This window comes from Streptomyces sp. NPDC006655 (assembly GCF_040703965.1).
Taxonomy (GTDB): Bacteria; Actinomycetota; Actinomycetes; order Streptomycetales; family Streptomycetaceae; genus Streptomyces.
The window spans coordinates 80,102-100,774 of the sequence record NZ_JBEYJU010000014.1 but is presented as its reverse complement, the minus strand read 5'-3'; the positions used below and the strand labels follow the sequence as shown (position 1 = coordinate 100,774).

Below are 20,673 nucleotides of genomic sequence, written 5' to 3'. Positions count from 1 at the left end.
GAGCGGTGTGGACGAGACGGCGCCCCAGAAGGGCACGGTGACGCAGCGCGCCATCGAGCGCATCAAGGCGATGATCGCGGAGGGCCGTCTGGAGCCCGGCGAACGGCTGCCCACGGAGCGGGATCTCGCCGCCCAGCTGGGGATGTCCCGCAGCTCCATGCGCGAGGCGATCCGGGCGCTGACGGTGCTGGGCGTCCTGGAGGCCCGGCACGGCTCCGGCATCTACGTCACCCAGCTGGAGGCGGGTGACCTCCTGGAGACGTTCGGGGTGGTCGCCGACCTGTCCCGCGGGCCGCGGCTGGTGGAACTCCTGGAGGTGCGGCGGGTCCTGGAGTCGACGGCCACGGCGCTGGCCGCGGCGCGGATCACGGCCGACCAGCTGGCCGAGGTGGAGAAGCACCTGGCGGCGATGAACGCGACGGACGATCCCGAGGTGATCCTCGCGCACGATCTCGCCTTCCACCAGGTGATCGCGGGGGCCGCGGGGAACGAGACGATGGCCGCGATCCTGGAGGGACTGTCGTCGCGCACGTTCCGGGCCCGGGTGTGGCGGGGGTACGAGGAGGAGGGGGCGTTCGCGCGGACGCGGCGGGAGCACGCCGCCATCCACCGGGCCCTCGTCGCCCGGGACCCCGAGGCGGCGAGGGCCGCGGCGGCGGCGCACGTGGGGGAGGTGGAGGAGTGGTTGCGCGGCCAGATAGGGGGCTGAGCCGTCGTGCCGTCGCTGCGGGTGCACTGCCGTCGTGGGCCGGCCTCGCCGCCGTGGTGACGACCGCCTCGTTGTCGGCCGTCACCAGCGGGGCCACCTCCTGCCCGCCCGTCACCGTCCGCTCCGGCAGGTTGACGTGCCGGCCCTCCCGCCCCGCGTCCGCGATGGCCGCGCCTGGTACACATACCGACGAGTGAGCCCCTTTCCGCATCCCTGGGAGTGCCCGTGACCAACTGGGTCGGCCGGACCGCCGCCGAGATCGCCGCCGCCGTACGGGAGAAGCGGGTCACCCCCAGGCAGGTGGTGACCGAGCACCTGGAGCGGATCGCACGGCTGGACGGACGGATCGGCGCCTTCCGGAAGGTCCGGGCGGACGCGGCGCTCGCCGAGGCGGACGAGGTCGCGGCCCGCGCCGGCCTCGACGAACTTCCTCTCGCAGGCGTGCCGTTGGCCGTGAAGGACAATCTGGCGGTGCGCGGCGAGGCACACCGTGACGGTTCGGCGGCGACACCGGACACGCCCGCCGAGGCCGACCATGTCACCGTGGCCCGGCTGCGGGCGGCGGGCGCGGTGGTCGTGGGTCTGACGCACGTGCCCGAGCTGTGCGTGTTCGCCACGACCGAAGGGGCCCACGGCATCACCCGCAACCCCTGGGACACCACCCGCAGCGCCGGCGGCTCCTCGGGCGGCAGCGCCGCCGCGGTCGCCGCCGGGCTGGTGCCGATCGCCGTGGGCAACGACGGCATGGGCTCGCTGCGCATCCCGGCGGCCAACTGCGGTCTGGTCACGATCAAGCCGGGGTTCGGGGTGGTGCCGGCCGGGATCGGCCACGGCGACTGGTTCGGCATGTCGGAGAACGGGCCGCTGGCGACCACGGTCGAGGATGCCCGGCTGATGCTCTCGGTGCTGGCGGGGCGGGAGTTCGCGGGCGCCGGGGAGCGGCCGCCGCTGAGGATCGCGGTCTCGCGGCGCAGTCCGCTGCTCGGGGTCACGGTGAGCAGGTCGTACACGAACGCGGTGGCCGAGGCGGCGGGGCTGCTGGCGGGTGCCGGGCATCAGGTGCGGCGCGCCGAGCCGCCGTACCCGGCGTCCATCGGGGTCACCGCGTTGCGGCACTGGACCGCGGGGACGGCCGTGGACGCGGCGGACCTGGACCCCGCGCTGCTGGCGCGGCGGACCCGGGTGCACGCGGCGACAGGCCGCCGCTTCCTGCGCGGGGTGCGGGTGAGCGACTCCCGCGACCGGCTGCGCGCCCGCCTCACCCCGTTCTTCGCCGAGTACGACCTGCTGCTCACCCCGGCGCTGGCCCGCCGCTCCCCCGCGGCGGCGCCGTGGCACGAGCGGGGCTGGTTCCGCAACGTCCTGGCCGACACCGGCCACGCGCCGTTCACCCCGGCCTGGAACCTCACCGGCTGGCCGGCGTTGTCGGTCCCGTTCGGCACCCTGCCCTCGGGCGCCCCGTGCGCCGTTCAGCTGGTGGGGCGGCCGGGCTCGGAGGCGGTGCTGCTGGACGTGGCCGCGCAGCTGGAGACGCTTCGGCCGTGGCGGCGGACGGCGCCGCTCGGCTGACGGCCGGCCGGTTCAGAGGGCGCGGTACATGATGTGCAGGCCCACCGGTCCGTGTACGGGGTGGTCGTAGGCCTGCGGGACCGTGCCGAGGATCGTGAAGCCGAGGGAGGTCCACAGGGCGACGGCGGGGTTGGTCTCGACGACCGCGTTGAAGACCATGGACCGGTAGCCGTGCGCCCGGGCCTCGGCGAGGACGTGCTCGGCGAGGGCGCGGCCGATGCCCTGGCCGCCGCGGTCGGGGTCGACCATGAAACCCGCGTTGGCCACCCGGGCCGCGGGTCCCCCGTAGTTGGGGGTGAGATAGGCGGAGCCGACCACCGTGCCGGCGGGGTCCTCGGCGACGTAGACACGCTTCGCCGGGCTCATCCAGAGGGCACGGGCCGCTGCCTCCGAGGTGTCGGGGTCCCAGCCGTACGTCTCGGCGGCGGCGACGATCCGGTGCCAGAAGGGCCAGATCTGCGGCCAGTCGGCCGCGGTGGCTTCTCTGATCAGCATGGGCGTGAGTCTCGCACGCCCATGCACGTCGGCGATCGCGACAGGACCGACCGTCCGGTCAGTCCACGCTGGGCAGGATGTGGGGCTCGGCGAGGTCCTCTTCGTAACCCGCGAGGCGGATCGGGGCGGACCGGGCCCACACGTCGAGGCTGCCGAGCTGTCCTGACCGGCTGCCCGCGCCCTCGGTGCGTTCCGCGGGGCGCTGCTCGCGATTCGTCTTCTCCGGTGTCACCGCGCACTCCTTATGTGTCGGTCACCCTCGGGGCGTACCGGACAGTCTGCGTTCCGGTGCTCGACGCCCGCTCGGGTCTGGGTGGAAGGCCAGTCGGACGCGGTGGCGCCGGTAACTCACAGGAGAGCAGGCCGTTGTCCACCGGCTCGCCCCGGGACGGACCATGGGTGTGGGTGGGACCCCTTGCTGTTGTCCGTCCCCTACAGATTAACCAAATGAGCACGGGTCCGCTCGATAGGTAGTGCAAACAAGGTGTAACTATCGTGAGTCGCTCCGTACTCCGACAGCCCGGTCAAGGACCCGTTCGTACCATAATGCCGTGATCGCGAGGGGGCACCTCTGCCCGCACGGGCTGCGCAGTTCAGGTTGCGTTGGCCGGGTCGAAAACTCGACCTGATGCGATGGCGCCGGACAACGGCTGTCTCGCGGAAGGACTGACGCATGGAGCTGCGCAGCGTCGAGGAGCTGATGGATCTGCTGTACGCCTGCCGGCACCGGCGCGCGCTGCGCACCGCGGCACTGCTGCGCCGTGGCCGCCCCGCCGACAAGGAGCTCCAGGTGGCGGGCCTGGTGCGCGGGATCGGGGAACTGCTGGGTTCCGCCGACGCCGCCGCGCACGCCGTCCGGCACCTGCTCGGGGAGCGGGTCCACCACCTGGTGCGCGGGGACGGCGCCGCCACCGACGAGGACGTGCTGCGCCTGCGCCAGGCCGACGAGGAGAGCCGCACCGCCGGCTTCGACGCGGGCGTCCTGGAGGACTGGCGGACCGTCCTGGAACTGGTCGCCGCCCGCAACTCCCGCCTGGGGGCTGTCGACTGACGGCCCGTCATGAGACGGTACGGCGATGACGTCATCGTCCGGACTGTCGCGCGGGGAGTCGTACGGGTTCAGGAGCAGGGCGGCCGTCGTCACCGGTGGCACGCGCGGGATCGGGCGCGCGGTCGCGGAGGCCTTCGCGGCGGCCGGGGCGCTGGTGTGCGTGAGCGCCCGCGACCCGGAAGAGGTCCGGCGTACGGCCGCGGAGCTGGGCGGTGTCGGCCTGGCCGGCAGTGTGGCCGATCCGGAGCACGCCCGGGAGCTGACCCGGCTGGCGCTCGCCGAGTTCGGGCGGCTGGACGTGCTGGTCAACAACGCGGCCACCAACCGCCCGTACGGACCGCTCATGAACGCCGACCTCGGCATGTGGAGGGACGCGTTCACGGTGAACGTCGAGGCCCCGCTGCGGCTGACCCAGTGCGCCTGGCGGGGCTGGATGCGGGAGCACGGCGGCGCGGTGGTCAACATCTGCACGGAGGGCGCGGCGCACGTGGGGCCGGACGTGGGGGCGTACGGCACCAGCAAGGCGGCGCTGCTCCATCTCACCCAGCAGCTGGCCGGGGAACTGGCGCCCCGGGTGCGGGTGAACTCGGTGTCGCCGGGGCTGGTGCGCACGGAGATGGCGCGGTTCATGTGGGAGCCGCGGGAGCGGGAGATCGCGGCGGGGCTGCCGATGGGCAGGATCGGCGAGCCGCAGGACGTGGCGCGGGCCGTGCTGTGGCTGGCGTCGGACGCCGCCGAGTGGGTGACCGGGGCCGACGTGGTGGTGGACGGCGGCACCAGGGTCCGCGCGGCACGCCCGACCGGCTGACGACCGTACGTGCCCGAGATCGAGCCGGTGACGCGGCCGCCCCGACCGGCGACGGGCCCGTGGGTGGGCCCGTGCGGGATCGAACCACGCAGAACGCGTGACCTGCGCCGGACACGGCCCCGCGAGGACAGGCCGCCGGTGCCGGGCGCCGCCCACGGTTACGTGCGGGTCACCACTTGCCGGGTGCGTAGTCCTTCAGGAAGACCCCGTACACGTCCTCGCCCTCCTCGCCGCGCACGATCGGGTCGTAGACCCGGGCCGCGCCGTCGACCAGGTCGAGTGGTGCGTGGAAGCCCTCCTCGGCCAGCCGCAGCTTGTCGAAGTGCGGGCGTTCGTCGGTGATCCAGCCGGTGTCGACGGAGGTCATGAGGATGCCGTCGGACTCGAACATCTCCGCCGCGCTGGTCCGGGTGACCATGTTCATGGCCGCCTTGGCCGCGTTGGTGTTCGGGTGCCCGGCGCCCTTGTAGCCACGGCCGAAGACGCCCTCCATCGCGGAGACGTTGACGACGTACGACCGGCCGCGCGCCGCCTTCTTCGCGGCGTCGGCCATGGCCGGGCGCAGCGCGCTGATCAGGATGAACGGCGAGGTGTAGTTGCAGAGCTGGGTCTCCAGGAGCTCCACCGGGGAGATCTGGTCGATGGTCTGCACCCAGGTGTTGGTCTCGACGACGTCCGGGACGAGGCCGCCCGCGTCGATGGCGGTGCCGTCGAGGTGCCGGGCGACGCTGGCGTTGCCCGCCACGAGCGCGAGGTCGGCGACCTTCTGGGCGTCGAGGCCGCTGGTGCCGACCGGGAGCGCGGCGATGCCGTCCACGGCGCCCGAGTTGAAGGCGCCGATGACGTGGTGGGCGGGGAGTTCACCGGCGGGCAGCGGGGCGCTCTCGCCCTCGACCAGGGCCGCGTACGCGGAGGGCAGCCGGCGTACGGTCTGGGTCGCGTTGTTGATCAGGATGTCCAGCGGGCCCGCCGCGGCGACCTGCTCCGCGAGGGCCACGGCCTGGGCGGGGTCGCGCAGGTCGATGCCGACGACCTCCAGGCGGTGCAGCCAGTCCGCGGAGTCCTCCATCGCCTTGAAGCGGCGGATGGCGTCCTTCGGGAAGCGGGTGGTGATCGTGGTGTGCGCGCCGTCGCGCAGCAGCCGCAGCGCGATGTACATGCCGATCTTGGCGCGGCCGCCGGTGAGCAGGGCGCGCTTGCCGGTCAGGTCGGCGCGGGCGTCGCGCTTGGCGCGGTTCAGCACCGCGCAGTCCGGACAGAGCTGGTGGTAGAAGTAGTCGACCTCGACGTAGCGGGCCTTGCAGGTGTAGCAGGAGCGCGGGCGCTGGAGTATCCCGGCGACCCGGCCCTCGTCGGTCCGCGAGGACGGCAGCAGGCCCTCGGTCTCGTCGTCGATGCGCTGGGCGGAGCCGGTCGCCGTGGCCTCGGTGACCGCCTTGTCGTGGGCGGTCTTGGCGGCCCGCCGCTCCTGGCGGCGGCGCTGCTTGACCGTGCGGTAGACGCCGGCCGTGGCCCGGCGCACCGCGATGGCGTCCGGGTGGTCGACCTCCAGCCTGTCCAGCTCCTCCAGGACGCTGAGGCAGACGGCGAGTCGCTCGGGGTCGATACCGGGACCGTGGACGATCGCGTCCACCGCGTCCACCGCGTCCACCGCGTCCACCGCGTCCACCGCGTCCTCGGCCGCCGGGCCGTCCTGTGTCACCGTCATCGCGCCGCCGCTTCCCTGATCCACCAGCGGCGCTCCGACTCGCGCCCGCTTTCGAACAGGGAATTTTACGGAGCACCTGCCCGAAGGACCAAACCCGCCCGAACGACGGGCGGGCCGGGGCACGGGGAGCCCTCCCTCAGTGGTGGTCGCACACCTCCATCAGGGAGCCCACCTCGTCGGTCACCGCGCGGGCGAGCACGTCGAGGTCGGGGACGGCCGCCGCGTCGGCCACCAGGCCGTAGTGGACCTGGTTGCGGTAGGTGGAGACGGCGACGGCGAGGGACTGGCCGGGCGCGAGCGGGGCCAGCGGGTAGACGGCGGTGAGCGGGTGGCCGCCCAGGCGCAGGCCGAGGCCGGGCAGCGGCACGCTGGTGACCAGGATGTCGAACCAGAGCCGGGCGGCCTGGCCGACGAGCGGCCCGCCGAGCCGGTGCCCGAGCGCCGGCACGTGGTCGGCGAGCAGGGCGACGGCACCGGCGCCCCGGTTGGGCCCGGCGTCCTTGTTGCGGACCATCGCCGTGCGGACGCGGTCGAGGCGGGCGAGCGGGTCGGGGTTGTCGACCGGGAGCCGTATCAGGTACCCGGAGAGCCGGTTGCCCTGGGGGGTGGCGCTGCGCGGACGGCGCTTGGAGACGGGGATCAGCGCCCGCGGAGCGACGCCCGCGGTGCTGTCGCCGCGCTCCTCCAGCCAGCGGCGCAGCGCCCCGGCGACGACGGCGATGAGCACGTCGTTGACGGTGCCGCCGACCGCCTTGCGGACGCGGTGCACGTCGTCGATGTCGAGGTCGACCCCGGCGATGCTGCGGGTGCCGGTGGGCTCGGACCGCAGCGCGGTGGACGAGCTCACGCCGAGCGCGGACAGGGCGACGGACGCACCGATGTCCAGGGCCCGGCCCACGTCCGAGAGGGCGCCGCGCACCAGCTCGGGCATCCTGCGCACGTCGGGCAGGGCCAGCATCGGACGGGGGGCCTCGATCGGCCGCGGGGAGCGCTCGGGCAGGTCGAGCGGGTCCATGACGCCGGCGGCCAGTCTGAGGGCGCGCAGCCCGTCGGCGAGCGCGTGGTGGAACTTGAACAGCACCGCGAAGGACACGCCGTCCTCGCCGGGCAGCACATGCGCCTCCCACGGCGGCCGGCCGCGCTCCAGCGGACGTTCCATCAGCCGGCCCGCGACCGCCTGGAAGTCGCCGGTGGGGGCGTGCAGCCGGACGTGGTCGAGGGGGTCGAAGTCCGGGTCGGTCTCGCGTGCGGCGCCGCCGAAGGCCAGTGGCTGCCAGACGTCCCTGATGCGCATGCGCAGACCGGGCACGGCGGCGGCACGGGCCGCGAGCAGGTCGGCGGCGTGCGCACCGGCCGTCGGCGAGTGCGCCGAGAACACGCCGAGCGCGCCCAGGTGCATCGGGTGCCGGTCGGACTCGATGTTCCAGAAGGCCAGATCGAGAGGGGCGAGCAGGTCAGCAGTCGCAGTCATCAAACGCCTCGCGTCGACGGAGGGTGGATCAGCAGTCAAACGCCGACACCTGATTACGGTCAAGTATGATCACGCTACGCTCAGTTAACAGCAGATTAAGTCCCGCCTCCACCGAAAGAGGCGGGAGCCAAGGGACGGCTGAGGTCACTTCAGCGCCGGTGGGGCCGCCTCGGGTGACGTACCCCACTCCGACGGGCGCGGGCCGACCGTGAACGCCAGTGACCGCAGGGAACGCAGCGAACCGTTCGTCAGGTAGGTGCGGCCGTAGTCGGATCCGTCCCTGCGGGCCCGCTGGATGTAGCGGTCGGTGGCGGAGGTGCCGGGCGCGGTCACCGTGAAGCCGCCGCTCGGCCACCAGCGGCGGTCGAGGTGCACGTCGACGCGGTCGAAGACGGGCGTGGACAGGCCCCAGGTGCCGTACCCCGGCTGGACCGGGAAGAGCCCGATGGACGACAGCACGTTCCAGGCGGACATGGTGCCCAGGTCGTCGTTGCCGGTCATCCCGGTCGGCCCGTCGGTGAACAGGGTCAGGGCCGCGTGCACCACGTCGGTGGTCTGCCAGGGGCGGCCCGTGGAGAGGTAGGTGTAGGGGGCGATGAGGTCGGGCTCGTTCATCGGGTTGTAGACGGCCGCGTTGTAGTAGGTGTACGCGTCGCCGTGCACCCAGACCTCGCGGGCGGTCCTGACCGGGTCGGCGAGCAGCTTGTCGTAGGCGAAGAAGGAGTCGAGCCGCCGGTTGGTGGCGTCCTCGCCGCCGATCAGGGAGATCACGCCGGGCAGGTCCTGCGGGACGAGCCACTGGTACTGCCAGGCGGTGCCCTCGTGGAAGCCGATGCCGCGGGCCGGGTCGGGGTTGCCGGTGAAGAGGCCCTGGCCGTCGCGGGCGCGGAAGAAGCCGGTGGAGGGGTCGAAGACGTTGCGGTAGTACTGCGCCCGGGTGGCGTAGCGCGCCGCGTCCGCGGTGTGGCCGAGGTCCCGGGCCATCTGGCCGAGCATCGCGTCGGAGAGGGCGTACTCCAGGGTGACCGAGGCACCGTGGTCGTAGTCGGAGTCGCCCACCTTGGCGTGCGGGCGGCCCTTGAGGTAGGGGGCGAAGCCGTTCGCCAGGTACTCGGCGTTGGCCTCGCGGCCGATGCCGGGATTGGCCGCGGGCGGCACGCCGTCGGCGTTCTTCTTCAGCGCCCGGTAGGCGCGCTCCTCGTACCCCTTGAGCAGGCCCGTCTGGTAGGCCGTGGTCAGGAAGGGGGTGACCGGGTCGCCGGTCATGATGTTCGTCTCGACCGTGCCGTAGCCCCAGCGGGGCAGCCAGCCGCCCTCCTCGTCGATCTTCAGCACCGACAGGGCCATGTCGCGGGCCTCACGCGGCGCGAGCAGGGCGAGCAGCTGGGCCTGGGTGCGGTAGGTGTCCCAGAGCGACCAGTTCTGGTAGTAGGTGAAGCCCCTGGCGCGGTGGATGCGGCGGTCCCAGCCGGTGTAGCGGCCGTCGGCGTCCTCGCCGACGCTCGGCGCGAGGAAACTGCGGTACAGGGACGAGTAGAACGTGCGGCGGAGGGTGGGACCGCCGCCCCGGACGCGGACGCCGGCGAGCCGCCGCTCCCAGGCGTCCCGGGCCTGCCGTCGCACCGTGTCGAACGAACGGCCGCCTTCCGCGCGGAGATTGGCCTCGGCACCGCGCGCGTCGACGTACGACAGGGCGGTGGTCGCCTCGACGGTACGGTCCCCGGTGGTGTCGAATCGCACGTAGGCGCCGTCGGTTCCGGCGCGGGAGCCGGGGGTGACCGCCGTGCCGTGCCAGGTGCCGTAGCCGGTGAAGGGGCGGCTGAAGCGGGTGACCGTGTAGACGGTGTAGGGGGCGGTGTCCCGGCAGAAGCCGTGGCCGGTGATCCTGGTGCGGACGGTGCGGTCGTCGAGGATCTCGACCTCGCTGCTCACCGGCCTGTGCAACGCCTGGGCCGCGTTGAGCAGGACGTTCGCCTTGTCGGTGGCCGGGAAGGTGTAGCGCTGCACGCCGGTGCGGGCGGTCGCCGTCAGCTCGGCCCGGACACCGGAGTCGAGACCGACGCGGTAGTAGCCGGGGCTCGCCTGCTCGTCGGCGTGGCCGAACCCGGCGGCGTACCGGGCGTAGTCCGTCTGTGTGACGTCCCCGGTGGTCGGCAGCACGGGCAGGTCACCGCCGATGGCACAGCCCACGCCGGAGAGGTGCACCAGGGAGAAGCCGCGGATCCGGTGCTGGGAGTAGTCGTAGCCGGTGCTGTGCCCGGTGTCCGGGGAGAGCTGCACCATGCCGAAGGGCACGGCCGCGCCGGGGAAGGTGTTGCCCTCGTCCTGGCTGCCGATGAAGGGGTTCACCAGGTCGGTGAGGTGGCCGTCGGCCGGATCTGCCGCCCCTGCGGCGGGGGTGGTGAACAGCGCGGACGCTGTCAGCACCCCGGCGAGGCACAGCCGTGTGCGCCGGGTCCCTCTCATGTCGATGACCTCCGAAGTTCGACATCGCTGTCTGCATCGTGAGGGGGAAAGGCCGCAAAGCCCGGCAAATAGGGGTTTTCACTTCCGGCGCGTCGCATACGAGTTGGGCCCGGCGCGAACGGCGCCGGGCCCGTGGCGGATCCGTGACTACGAGACCAGCTGCCCCTTCCCGAGGGCGATGACCCCGCCCTTGGAGACGGTGTACAGCTCGGTGTCCCGCTCGGGGTTGACGCCTATCGTGGCGCCGGGCGGGACCTCCACGTTCTTGTCGAGGACCGCGCCGCGCACCACCGCGCCCCGGCCCACGACCACGTTGTCGTGCAGTATCGACCCCTGGACCACCGCGCCCGGGTCGACGCGCACGCCCGGTGACAGCACGGACCGGGTGACCTGGCCGCGGATCAGGCAGCCCGCGCTGATGATGGACTCGCTCGCCATCCCGCCGGCGTTGAAACGGGCCGGCGAGAGCTGGTAGGAGTGGGTGTAGATGGGCCAGTTGCGGTTGAAGAGGTTGAAGGCCGGGCGCTCCGCGATCAGGTCCATGTGCGCGTCGTAGTACGCGTCGAGGGTGCCGACGTCCCGCCAGTAGCCGCGGTCGCGGCTGGTCTCGCCGGGGATGTGGTTGGTGCCGAAGTCGTAGAGCTGGGCCTCGCCGCGGGCGGTGAGCTGGGGCAGGATCGAGCCGCCCATGTCGTGCACCGAGTCGTCGTCCTCGGCGTCCCGGTGCAGCGAGTCGATCAGGGCCTTGGTGGTGAAGATGTAGTTGCCCATGGAGGCGAACACGGTGTCCGGGGCGTCCGGCAGGCCGGGCGGGTCGGCGGGCTTCTCCAGGAAGGTCTCTATCGTCCGGCCGTCCGAGCCGGGCGTGATCACCCCGAACGCCGAGGACTCGCCGCGCGGGACCCGGATGCCCGCGACCGTGACGCCGGCACCGCCCTCGATGTGCTGCTGGAGCATCTGCCGGGGGTCCATCCGGTAGACGTGGTCCGCGCCGAACACCGCCACGTACTCGGGCTGTTCGTCGTTGACGAGGTTGAGGGACTGCAGCAGGGCATCGGCGCTGCCCAGGTACCAGCGCGGGCCGAGCCGCTGCTGGGCCGGGACCGGTGTGACGTAGTTGCCGAGCAGACTGGACATCCGCCAGGTGGTGGTGATGTGCCGGTCCAGCGAGTGCGACTTGTACTGGGTCAGCACGCAGATGCGCAGCACGTCCGCGTTGACCAGGTTGGACAGCACGAAGTCGACCAGGCGGTAGGTCCCGCCGAAGGTGACAGCTGGTTTGGCCCGGTCCGCGGTCAGCGGCATCAGGCGTTTGCCCTCTCCACCGGCCAGTACGATCCCGAGTACCGAAGGCCCACCACGACGCATGGCCGCTCCCCTCACCCTGGTGCTCCATGCCTGCCCTGGGAGCACATCCGCTAAGCCTGCACCGGGATCACGTCGAACAGGCGGCTTGTTCGTTAAGGCTGTTCGAGGTTCTCTGCTCGCGTCTGCGCAGATCATGCCTGTGCTGATCACGCCTGCTTCAGGATCTCCTCGTACAGCAGGACCGTGCGTCCGGCCACCGCGTCCCAGCCGAACTCGCCCACCGCTCGCCGCCGTCCGGCCTCACCCATCCGCCGAGCCGTCTCCCGGTCGCCCACCACCGTGTCCAGGGCCCGGGCGAGACCCGCCTCGAAGTCGTCGTCGAGATCGACCAGCAGGCCGGTCTCGCCGTCCTCGACGACCTCGGGGATGCCGCCGACCCGGGACGCCACCACGGGCGTGCCGCAGGCCATCGCCTCCAGGTTGACGATGCCGAGCGGCTCGTACACCGAGGGGCAGGCGAACACGGTCGCGTGGGTGAGCAGTTGGATGACGTCGGCGCGCGGCAGCATCTGGGGGATCCAGTGCACACCCTCGCGGACCCGGCTGAGCTCCTCGAAGAGCTCGCGGAACTCCCGGTCGATCTCCGGTGTGTCGGGCGCCCCGGCGCACAGCACGACCTGCGCCGCGGGGTCGATGTCCCGTACGGCGCGCAGCAGGTGCGGGACGCCCTTCTGGCGGGTGATCCGGCCCACGAACAGCACGTAGGGGCGGCTCGGGTCGATGCCGTTGCGGGCGAGGACGTCGGTGCCGTGGTCCGGCCGGTACAGGGCGGTGTCGATGCCGTTGTGCACGACGCGGACCCTCGCCGGGTCGAGGCCCGGGTAGCAGCCGAGGATGTCCGCGCGCATGGCCCCGGAGACGGCGATCACGGCGTCGGCGGCCTCGATCGCGCTGCGCTCCGCCCAGCTGGACAGCGCGTACCCGCCGCCGAGTTGCTCGGCCTTCCAGGGGCGCAGCGGCTCCAGGGAGTGCGCGGTGACGACGTGCGGGACGCCGTACAGCATCTTGGCCACGTGACCGGCGAGGTTGGCGTACCAGGTGTGGGAGTGGACGAGTTCGCGGCCTTCGAGTCCCGCGGCCATGGCGAGGTCCACGGAGAAGGTGCGCAGCGCGTCGTTGGCGGTGTCCAGGGCGGACCAGGGGCGGTGCCGGACCACACCGTCGCCGCGGCCCTCGCCCCAGCAGTGCACCTCGAGGTCGACCAGGGGCCGCAACTCCCGGGCGAGGAACTCCACGTGAACACCAGCACCGCCGTACACGTCCGGGGGGTACTCCCGGGTCAGCAGTCCGACTCGCACCCGCAACCCCTCGCTCTTGACGCCCGGTTGGTCCATGGTCACCCAGAAGCGGCGCGCGCGGAAGGGCGCGGCGGTTGTGTGAAACAACAGTCACCGCAGATCCCGCCGCCCGGTACCCGGTAGTAGAGGCAGCAACTGCGGCGGTGGAAGGACAGTCCGGTGCGGGTGCCGGTGGGGCGCAGCCGCGGGTGGGCGAACAGGGCCGCGGTGAGGGCGCGGGCGCGGCGCGCGAGGTGCGCGTCGCCGTCGGCGCGGGCCCGTCGGTCCAGTTCGCGGGCCGCGCCGGCCAGCGCCGAGCCCGCGTTGCCCCACAACAGGCCGGCGGCGACGCCGTGGCGGGCGCGCAGGGCCGCGGCCAGGGGTTCGAGATGGCCGTGTACGACGGCGTCCACCAGGGTGGCCGGTTCGGCGCCGCCGGGCAGCGCGCGTACCTCGGTGAGCCAGAGGTCGTCGGGGGCGGTGGCGTCGGTGTCCCATCGGAGCAGGCGGGGGTCCAGGTCGGGCAGGCGGCCGTACCGGGCGGCGCAGCCGAGGGCCACGGACCAGAGCCGGGCGGCCAGCGCCTGGTGCGCGATGGAGGCGGCCACCCTGGGCTCGGGGGCCCGAAGCCGCTCCCGGACCGTGCCGACGCGGTGGGTGAGGGGATCGCGGCGACCGTCCGGACCGGCTTTCTCACAGGCCCCCGCGCGGGCTCCCGCGCAGTTCCCGTCGTGGGCCCCGTCGTGGGCCCCCGCGTAGGCCCTCGCGAGGGTCGGCAGCGCGTCGGTCCGGGCCGCCGCGGTGCCCGCGGTCGCCGCGGGCACCGTCCGCAGGACGAAGAAGCCGCCGAGCGGGCGGAGCGCGGCGAGATCGGGGTCCAGGTCCACGGACAGCAGTAGTACCAGGAGTGTTGGGCCCCCGGCCGCCCGGCCCTCCACCCGGCGTCACCCACCCTGGGGATGATCGGGGTCCTTTCCTACTCCATCGGCAGTACGACGCATTCGGTGCTCAGGTACGACGACGGGAAGCAGCCGGGCGGGCAGAGTGTTGTTCATGGAAGCCGACCGATCACCGCGTGGGGCCAACCGGCCGCGCATGACGCAGTGGAGCCGTGCATGAGCGCCCTCGCGTTGTCCGTGCTGCTTTCGTTCGTCTCCGCCGTCGCCTACGCGGGCGGAGCGATCGTGCAGGAGCAGGTCGCGGTCTCCTCCCCCGACGAGCAGTACGCGCCGCTGCGCCGCCCGAGCTGGTGGGGCGCGATGGCGCTCAACGGCCTCGGCGGTCTGCTGCACGTCGTGGCTCTGGCCTACGGCCCGCTGAGCCTGGTCCAGCCGCTGGGCGCGCTCACCATCGTGTTCGCGCTGCCCATGGCGGCGCTGTTCGTGGGCCGCGGGGCCGGGGCGACCGCCTGGCGCGGGGCGATCATGGCCACCGTGGGCCTCGCCGGTCTGCTCTCCCTGGTCGGCTCCTCCGACTCGCACGCCCTCGACTCCGCGGGGCGGATCGGGGTCGCGCTGGTCACCGGCGGGGCGGTGGTGGCGCTGATGATCGCCGGGCGGGCCGCGCACCGTCATCCGGCGGTGCGCAGTGTGCTGCTCGCCACCGCGTCCGGCATAGCCTTCGGCATGTCCTCGGTGTTCACCAAGGTGGTGGCCATCGACTGGGACGGCGGGATCGCCCCGGCCGACGCGGTCTGGCCGGCGGTGATCGGCGCCTACGCCGTGGCGGGCGTCATGATCTCCCAGGCCTCCTACCGCGGCGGCGGCCTCGCCGCGCCGCTGGCCACGCTCACCGTGGTCAACCCCGTGCTGGCCGCGGCGGTCGGCATCACCATGTTCGGCGAGGCGTTCCGCTACGGCGCGACCGGCACGCTGCTGGCGCTCGGCTGCGGTGTGGTCGCGGCAGGTGGCCTGATCCTGCTCACGACCGAACGCATCGAGAGCACTCCGCACCCGGTCCGCACGCAGCCGCTGCCGGAAACCGCACCCACGACGTCACCCGAGCCCCTGGTCGAGGCACTGGTGGAACTGGCGGAGGCGGGCCTGGCGGACGACGGCCGGACGGGGTCGGCGGTGGTCGGCGAGGCCGAGACGGGCCTGGCGGACGGTGGCCGGGCGGGGTCGGCGGTGGTCGGCGAGGCGGAGGCATGCCCGGCGGACGGTGGCCGGGCGGCAGCGGACCTGGCGGCGCTCGGGCGGACGGAGACGGGGCCGGACGGCGGCGCGATGAGGGCGGAGGCATGCCCGGCGGACGGTGGCCGGGCGGCAGCGGACCTGGCGGCGCTCGGGCGAACGGAGACGGGGCCGGACGGCGGCGCGATGAGGGCGGAGGCATGCCCGGCGGACGGTGGCCGGGCGGCAGCGGACCTGGCGGCGCTCGGGCGAACGGAGACGGGGCCGGACGGCGGCGCGAGGACGGCGGCGGGCCTGGCAGGGGTCGGACCGGAGACGACCGGCCTGGTGGATGCCGGTCCGACCGGGACGGGACGGGCGGGGGCGCTCGGTCCGGCCGAGGGCGATCCGGCGGCGGTGTGGGCGGTGGACGCCAATCTCGTGCCGGGCGAGGGTGGTCCGGCGGGGACCGGTGCGGGCGCGGGGCGGCCGGTGTCCGGCGCGATCGTCGACGGCGAGTCGGTTTCGGGTTCGCCCGCGCTCACGATGCCCCAGCAGCGCACGGCGTCCGCGGCGGACGTGGCCGATGTGCTGCTGCCCGCAGCCGACTACGTGCACGGCGCCCTGCTGGACCGGCCCCGTACACGCGCCGCATCCGTCACATCCTGACGCCACCGGCCCGGAGATAGGCGACCGGGTCGATGTCCGAGCCGAATCCCGGCCCCGTCCGCACCTCGAAGTGCAGATGCGGGCCCGTGGTGTTCCCCGTGGCACCCGAGCGCCCTATCCGCTGGCCCGTGGCGACACTCTGGCCGGCCCGCACGGAGATGGCCGAGAGATGGCCGTACTGCGAGTAGCGGCCGTCGGCGTGCCGGATCACCACCTGGTAGCCGTACGAGCCGCCCCAGCCCGCCGTGACGACCTCCCCGGCCTCGACCGCCCTGACCGAGGTGCCGGTGGGTGCGAGGAAGTCGACGCCGGTGTGGTAGCCCTTCGACCAGTGCGAGCCGACCGCGTGGTACGGCGTGCCGATCGGGGCGTCGACCGGGGCGACGAGGGAGTGCCCGGTGTGCGTCGGGGCCTTCCTCGCCTCGGACTTCGTCCGGCTCTTCGCCGCGGGCTTCGCCTTGGCCTTCCGCCTCGCCTCGGCCCCGCCGACCGGCTGCTCCGTCCGTGCGGCCCGGCCGGTCAGACTCAGCCGCTGCCCCGGCAGGATCAGGTCGGGGTCCGCCCCGACCGTCGCGCGGTTGGCGGCGTACAGCCGGTGCCAGCCCCCTGCCACGTCGTGTTCGTCGGCGATCCCGGAGAGCGTGTCGCCGCGCACCACGGTGTACATCTCGGCCTTGCCCGCCCGGGATTGCGGCGTGGTCTGCGGCTGCACGTCCCGCACCGAGCTCCTCACGGGGCGGGTACGGGCGCTGTCGCTGTGCGTGCCACCGGCGTTCGTGGTCCCGGCATGCGTCGTCCCGGCGTGCGTGCTCCCGGCATGCGTGCTCCCGGTGTGCACGTCGGGCGCGCCGCCGCCGCGGGTGAGGCCGCCCCGTACCGAGCAGACCGGCCAGGCGCCCGGCCCCTGCCCGTCGAGGACCTTCTCCGCGACGGCCATCTGCTGGTCCCTGGTCGCGAGGTCGGCCCGCGGCGCGTACCGGGTGCCGCCGTACGCCTCCCAGGTGGACTGGGTGAACTGGAGCCCGCCGTAATAGCCGTTGCCGGTGTTGATGTGCCAGTCGCCGCTGGACTCGCAGGCGGCGACCTTCTCCCAGGTGGTCACCGACGCCGCCGTGGCGGTCCCGGCGGCGGCGAGCGGGATCGCGAGCCCGGCGCCGCCCGCCGTGACGGTGAGCGAGGCCCGGTTGATCCTGTTCGGCTGGTACCGGCGGTGCCGGCCGCGTTCGGCCATGTCTGGAGCCCCCTCGCCACGCGCATCAGGAAAGGCCAAAACTAAGCGCCCCGAACAGGCCATGACAAGGCGGCAATCAGCCGCCTCTCGCCCCGGGGGACACGGCCGTCACTTCGTGAAGCGGTCTGGGGACAAACCGACTTGACGCCCCCTCGGTCGCACGGCCTCCCGCGACGGCCCCGGTACGGCATCTCACGTGGTTACTGAGGCGTCGGCCCCATGTCGTCCGTATCTGCGTGTGCGGCCGGTCGGACGGCGAGTCAGGATGGCCTTTGGGCAATACTGGCGGACACGGGGCGGCAGCACCTTTTGCACGTTCTACAAGATCGACTCGATCTTTGAGGAGCAGGCGGTATGAGCACTTCGGCGCAGATCGGCGTCACGGGTCTCGCGGTCATGGGCCGCAACCTCGCCCGGAACTTCGCGCGCAACGGCTACACGGTGGCGTTGCACAACCGCACGGTGTCGAAGACACGCGAGCTGGTGGAGAACTTCGGGGACGAGGGCGACTTCATCGCGGCCGAGACGGCGAAGGAGTTCGTCCAGGCGCTGGAACGCCCGCGCCGGCTGGTCATCATGGTCAAGGCGGGCAGCCCCACGGACGCGGTGATCGAGGAGTTCGCCCCGCTCCTGGAGCCCGGCGACATGATCATCGACGGCGGCAACGCGCACTTCGCCGACACCCGGCGCCGCGAGAAGGCGCTGCGGGAGCAGGGCATCCACTTCGTCGGCATGGGAGTCTCCGGCGGCGAGGAGGGCGCGCTGCACGGGCCGAGCATCATGCCGGGCGGCCCGAGGGAGTCGTACGACTCGCTGGGCCCGATGCTGGAGAAGATCTCGGCGAAGGCGGCGGACGGCGCGCCCTGCGTCACGCACTGCGGCCCCGACGGCGCCGGGCACTTCGTGAAGATGGTGCACAACGGCATCGAGTACGCCGACATGCAGCTGATCGGCGAGGCGTACCAGCTGCTGCGCGATGTCGCCGGGTACTCCCCCGCGCAGATCGCGGAGATCTTCCGCACCTGGAACACCGGCCGGCTCGACTCGTATCTGATCGAGATCACGGCCGAGGTGCTGGCGCACGTGGATGCGGCGACCGGGAAGCCGTTCGTGGACGTGGTGGTGGACCAGGCCGAGCAGAAGGGCACCGGCCGCTGGACCGTCCAGATCGCCCTCGACCTGGGCGTGCCGGTGTCGGGCATCGCCGAGGCGGTGTTCGCGCGTTCCCTGTCCGGCCATGCCGACCTGCGCGCCGCCTCCCGCGAGCTGGCCGGTCCCAAGCCGACGCCGCTGTCCGAGGCGGAGGCGGCGGCGTTCGCCGACCGGGTGGAGCAGGCGCTGTACGCGTCGAAGATCGTGTCGTACACGCAGGGCTTCCACGAGATCCAGGCGGGCAGCGACGAGTACGACTGGGACATCGACCTCGGTGCGGTCTCCGCGATCTGGCGGGGCGGCTGCATCATCCGGGCGGCGTTCCTGGACCGGATCCGCGCGGCCTACGACGCCCGCGCCGACCTGCCCAGCCTGCTGTCCGACGAGACGTTCGCCCGGGAGATCGCCGACGCGCAGGACGACTGGCGTGAGGTGATCATCGCGGCGACCCGGCAGGGGGTGGCGGTGCCCGGCTTCTCGGCGGCCCTGGCGTACTACGACGCGCTGCGGGCGGAGCGGCTGCCCGCGGCGCTCACGCAGGGCCAGCGGGACTTCTTCGGGGCGCACACGTACCGCAGGGTGGACCAGGAGGGGTCGTTCCACACGCTGTGGGGCGGGGACCGCGGCGAGGTCGGCGCGTAGGACCGCCGGCCGTCGGGGCGCGGGTGAGCCACGGTGTCACGCGACTCACCCGCGCCCCTCGCGTTGTCGGGGGCCGACGGCGTTCGAGGCCTCGTCAGGTGAGCGGCGGCCCCGGTTCCGGACTGGGGGTCGGCTCCGGGCCGGGCGGCACCGGGGACGGGGCGGGACCGGGCGGCGGCGGTGCCGGGACGGGGTCCGGGCCCGGGGACGGCGGGGTGGGGCCGGGGCCCGGCGGCGACGGCGTGGGCGCCGGTTCCGGGCCCGGAGGCGGTTGCGGGTCGGGGACCGGACTGGGATAGGGGTCCGGAGGCTGGGGGCCCGGACCGGGCGGGGGGCCCGGGGGTACGGGGTCGGGCTGCGGGTTCGTCATGGCGTCCTCCGCCAGTGGCTCGATGTCACCTCTGGTGCACTGCCACGCGTACCCGGCCCGGCCTCACGCACTCACCCCGGTGGCGGTCACCCCCCGGCACGCGCCGTCCGCGCCGCCGCCTCGGGGAGGTTCAGAACCGGCCGGGGTGGGCCACCAGCCACTCCTTCGCCGCGCGCAGCAGCTCGGGGTCGGGCGTGGGGGCGATGTCCGGGTGGCGTTCGGCCCACCTGACGACGTACGGGCAGAGCGGGGCCACCGGGGTGTCCTCGCGCTCGGAGACGGCGTACAGCTCGCGGGCCAGGGAGCCCGCGATGCCCTTCCCCTCGTGTTCCGGTTCCACGATGGTGTGCACGGGGACGAGGGCCCGGGAGGGCGACTCCAGCACGAAGTACTCGATGCGGCCGACGACGTCGCCGTCGGCGACCGCCTCCAGACGTCCGGCCTGCCGGTCGTCGCGGATCTCGATGTCGCTCATGTCGCCCTCCTGGTCCGCCGGTCAGACCGCTACGGCCTGCGGGCTGCGCTCCTGGTCCGAGCCCGGTACCGGCTCGGACGGGTCGGCACCGAGCGCCACGATCCGGTTGTCGCGGTCGACGTGCACGACCCGCGGCCGAAACGCACGCGCCTCGGCGTCGGTGACCTGAGCGTAGCTGATGATGATCACCAGGTCGCCGGGGTGGACGAGGTGAGCGGCGGCACCGTTGATCCCGACGACCCCCGAGCCCCGCTCGCCCTCGATGACGTAGGTCTCCAGCCGGGCCCCGTTGGTGATGTCGACGATGTGGACCAGCTCACCGGGAAGCAGGTCGGCGGCGTCGAGCAGATCGGCGTCGATGGTCACCGATCCCACGTAGTGCAGGTCGGCCTGGGTGACGGTGGCGCGGTGGATCTTCGACTTGAACAGAGTACGCAGCACTTTGGACTCCTGGAAGACGGCTCCCTGCCTGCTTTCTGCAGGTCAAGGGCGGCCCTCACTGTACACCGGCACGCGTAGGACCCGAAGATACCGAGGAACATCGACTTCACTCGGGCAGGAGGGCTTCTCACCTGCACTTACGTGCGCACCAGGCTGATTCTCCATCGCCAACCAAGCACCTGTTCGAACATCCGTCCACTTACCTGACTATACGTCAGGTCAAGCGCGGAGCCGCCTTCGGCATCGACCTGGAAATCGTTCACCGCACTCCTGGCATTACCGGGCTGCACCCGGCCCCAAAGCGTCAGGCGGTCGAACGGAGCTACGGATGGTTGATGCTCCACCGGCGTCTCCTCTTCGGATACGAGACGCTCCCGGCCCGATCCGAAGCCGTGATCAACCTGACCGGTCTGCAAGCTTGGGGTTCAACCAGGCCGGGCTCACGACTGTGATCGATCGATCACAGTCGCTACCACTTGGTGGGCAGCTGAGTTCCGGCCGTCTGCCCAGACTGCTACTTACAAGCAGGAAGGCAACGAAGAGGAGGAAGGCAGTGGAATCATCCGAAGCGCAGCCCGGCTCTGTGGCGCATCGTCCGCGTTCTGTAAACACCTGTCAGGGCCTCTGCTGACCATGCACAACGAGCACGACAAGTAGCGG

17 protein-coding genes and 1 pseudogene are annotated in these 20,673 nt (G+C 72.8%); 7 read left to right on the top strand and 11 right to left on the bottom strand.

Annotated features, from left to right (window positions below):
- Positions 1-7: 7 nt before the first annotated feature.
- Positions 8-709: a FadR/GntR family transcriptional regulator gene (locus AB0958_RS11345; protein ID WP_366890120.1), complete on the top strand. Its 702-nt coding sequence runs from the start codon at positions 8-10 to the stop codon at positions 707-709.
- A gap of 225 nt (positions 710-934) precedes the next feature.
- Positions 935-2,278: an amidase gene (locus AB0958_RS11340; protein WP_366890119.1), complete on the top strand. Its 1,344-nt coding sequence runs from the start codon at positions 935-937 to the stop codon at positions 2,276-2,278.
- A 12-nt stretch (positions 2,279-2,290) separates the two neighbouring features.
- On the opposite strand, the gene AB0958_RS11335 is transcribed toward AB0958_RS11340, so the two are convergent.
- Both AB0958_RS11335 and AB0958_RS11330 read right to left on the bottom strand, forming a co-directional pair.
- Positions 2,291-2,773, bottom strand: coding sequence for a GNAT family N-acetyltransferase (locus AB0958_RS11335; RefSeq protein ID WP_366890118.1), 483 nt, complete (start codon positions 2,771-2,773; stop codon positions 2,291-2,293).
- Between the two features lie 58 nt (positions 2,774-2,831).
- Positions 2,832-3,005 (bottom strand): hypothetical protein, encoded by a 174-nt coding sequence (locus AB0958_RS11330; RefSeq protein WP_366890117.1) that lies wholly within the window; start codon positions 3,003-3,005, stop codon positions 2,832-2,834.
- Positions 3,006-3,446: 441 nt separating this feature from the next.
- Here AB0958_RS11330 and AB0958_RS11325 point away from each other — a divergent pair, with 441 nt between their 5' ends.
- Both AB0958_RS11325 and AB0958_RS11320 read left to right on the top strand, forming a co-directional pair.
- The gene (locus AB0958_RS11325; protein ID WP_366890116.1) at positions 3,447-3,824 is read left to right on the top strand and encodes a hypothetical protein; all 378 of its coding nucleotides are present in this window, start codon (positions 3,447-3,449) and stop codon (positions 3,822-3,824) included.
- Positions 3,825-3,849: 25 nt separating this feature from the next.
- On the top strand, positions 3,850-4,632 hold the full coding sequence (locus tag AB0958_RS11320) for an SDR family oxidoreductase (RefSeq protein WP_366890115.1): 783 nt from the start codon (positions 3,850-3,852) through the stop codon (positions 4,630-4,632).
- A gap of 169 nt (positions 4,633-4,801) precedes the next feature.
- Here the strand turns inward: AB0958_RS11320 and AB0958_RS11315 are convergent, their stop codons facing one another.
- The 6 genes from AB0958_RS11315 to AB0958_RS11290 form a co-directional block, all read right to left on the bottom strand.
- Positions 4,802-6,340 carry an SDR family NAD(P)-dependent oxidoreductase gene (locus AB0958_RS11315; protein WP_366890114.1) on the bottom strand — a complete coding sequence of 513 codons (1,539 nt, stop codon included), beginning with the start codon at positions 6,338-6,340 and terminating at the stop codon, positions 4,802-4,804.
- A gap of 136 nt (positions 6,341-6,476) precedes the next feature.
- A complete protein-coding gene (locus AB0958_RS11310) occupies positions 6,477-7,811 on the bottom strand; it encodes a wax ester/triacylglycerol synthase family O-acyltransferase (protein ID WP_366890113.1) in 1,335 nt (444 codons plus the stop codon).
- 144 nt (positions 7,812-7,955) lie between these two features.
- Positions 7,956-10,277, bottom strand: coding sequence for a GH92 family glycosyl hydrolase (locus AB0958_RS11305; RefSeq protein WP_366890112.1), 2,322 nt, complete (start codon positions 10,275-10,277; stop codon positions 7,956-7,958).
- Positions 10,278-10,424: 147 nt separating this feature from the next.
- The gene (gene glgC, locus AB0958_RS11300) at positions 10,425-11,645 is read right to left on the bottom strand and encodes a glucose-1-phosphate adenylyltransferase (RefSeq protein WP_366890111.1); all 1,221 of its coding nucleotides are present in this window, start codon (positions 11,643-11,645) and stop codon (positions 10,425-10,427) included.
- A gap of 146 nt (positions 11,646-11,791) precedes the next feature.
- On the bottom strand, positions 11,792-12,943 hold the full coding sequence (gene glgA / locus AB0958_RS11295) for a glycogen synthase (protein ID WP_366890159.1): 1,152 nt from the start codon (positions 12,941-12,943) through the stop codon (positions 11,792-11,794).
- A 38-nt stretch (positions 12,944-12,981) separates the two neighbouring features.
- Positions 12,982-13,809, bottom strand: a complete 828-nt coding sequence (locus AB0958_RS11290; RefSeq protein ID WP_366890110.1) for an IucA/IucC family C-terminal-domain containing protein — start codon at positions 13,807-13,809, stop codon at positions 12,982-12,984.
- A 228-nt stretch (positions 13,810-14,037) separates the two neighbouring features.
- On the opposite strand from AB0958_RS11290, the gene AB0958_RS11285 reads away from it, so the two are divergent.
- Complete coding sequence (locus AB0958_RS11285) at positions 14,038-15,702, top strand: DMT family transporter (protein ID WP_366890109.1); 1,665 nt, start codon at positions 14,038-14,040, stop codon at positions 15,700-15,702.
- On the opposite strand, the gene AB0958_RS11280 is transcribed toward AB0958_RS11285, so the two are convergent.
- Positions 15,692-16,933: a transglycosylase family protein gene (locus AB0958_RS11280; RefSeq protein ID WP_366890107.1), complete on the bottom strand. Its 1,242-nt coding sequence runs from the start codon at positions 16,931-16,933 to the stop codon at positions 15,692-15,694. The two genes, AB0958_RS11285 and AB0958_RS11280, sit on opposite strands and share 11 nt — an antisense overlap.
- Before the next feature lie 354 nt (positions 16,934-17,287).
- Between AB0958_RS11280 and gndA the strand changes: the two genes are divergently transcribed.
- Positions 17,288-18,727 (top strand): NADP-dependent phosphogluconate dehydrogenase, encoded by a 1,440-nt coding sequence (gndA, locus tag AB0958_RS11275; RefSeq protein ID WP_366890106.1) that lies wholly within the window; start codon positions 17,288-17,290, stop codon positions 18,725-18,727.
- Between the two features lie 500 nt (positions 18,728-19,227).
- On the opposite strand, the gene AB0958_RS11270 is transcribed toward gndA, so the two are convergent.
- Both AB0958_RS11270 and panD read right to left on the bottom strand, forming a co-directional pair.
- A complete protein-coding gene (locus AB0958_RS11270; protein ID WP_366890105.1) occupies positions 19,228-19,572 on the bottom strand; it encodes a GNAT family N-acetyltransferase in 345 nt (114 codons plus the stop codon).
- Between the two features lie 21 nt (positions 19,573-19,593).
- On the bottom strand, positions 19,594-20,013 hold the full coding sequence (gene panD, locus AB0958_RS11265) for an aspartate 1-decarboxylase (protein ID WP_366890104.1): 420 nt from the start codon (positions 20,011-20,013) through the stop codon (positions 19,594-19,596).
- 239 nt (positions 20,014-20,252) lie between these two features.
- Here panD and AB0958_RS11260 point away from each other — a divergent pair.
- Positions 20,253-20,417, top strand: a pseudogene (locus AB0958_RS11260) (IS5/IS1182 family transposase); the annotation flags it as partial.
- Positions 20,418-20,673: the final 256 nt, after the last annotated feature.

What these genes read in the sequence shown, in the direction of transcription:
- AB0958_RS11335 (WP_366890118.1), bottom strand. Translation starts at nt 2,773, where the DNA reads ATGCTGATCAGAGAAGCCACCGCGGCCGACTGGCCGCAGATCTGGCCC.
- AB0958_RS11325 (WP_366890116.1), top strand. Translation starts at nt 3,447, where the DNA reads ATGGAGCTGCGCAGCGTCGAGGAGCTGATGGATCTGCTGTACGCCTGC.
- AB0958_RS11320 (WP_366890115.1), top strand. Translation starts at nt 3,850, where the DNA reads ATGACGTCATCGTCCGGACTGTCGCGCGGGGAGTCGTACGGGTTCAGG.
- AB0958_RS11315 (WP_366890114.1), bottom strand. Translation starts at nt 6,340, where the DNA reads ATGACGGTGACACAGGACGGCCCGGCGGCCGAGGACGCGGTGGACGCG.
- AB0958_RS11310 (WP_366890113.1), bottom strand. Translation starts at nt 7,811, where the DNA reads ATGACTGCGACTGCTGACCTGCTCGCCCCTCTCGATCTGGCCTTCTGG.
- AB0958_RS11305 (WP_366890112.1), bottom strand. Translation starts at nt 10,277, where the DNA reads ATGAGAGGGACCCGGCGCACACGGCTGTGCCTCGCCGGGGTGCTGACA.
- glgC (WP_366890111.1), bottom strand. Translation starts at nt 11,645, where the DNA reads ATGCGTCGTGGTGGGCCTTCGGTACTCGGGATCGTACTGGCCGGTGGA.
- AB0958_RS11285 (WP_366890109.1), top strand. Translation starts at nt 14,038, where the DNA reads ATGAGCGCCCTCGCGTTGTCCGTGCTGCTTTCGTTCGTCTCCGCCGTC.
- AB0958_RS11280 (WP_366890107.1), bottom strand. Translation starts at nt 16,933, where the DNA reads ATGGCCGAACGCGGCCGGCACCGCCGGTACCAGCCGAACAGGATCAAC.
- gndA (WP_366890106.1), top strand. Translation starts at nt 17,288, where the DNA reads ATGAGCACTTCGGCGCAGATCGGCGTCACGGGTCTCGCGGTCATGGGC.
- AB0958_RS11270 (WP_366890105.1), bottom strand. Translation starts at nt 19,572, where the DNA reads ATGAGCGACATCGAGATCCGCGACGACCGGCAGGCCGGACGTCTGGAG.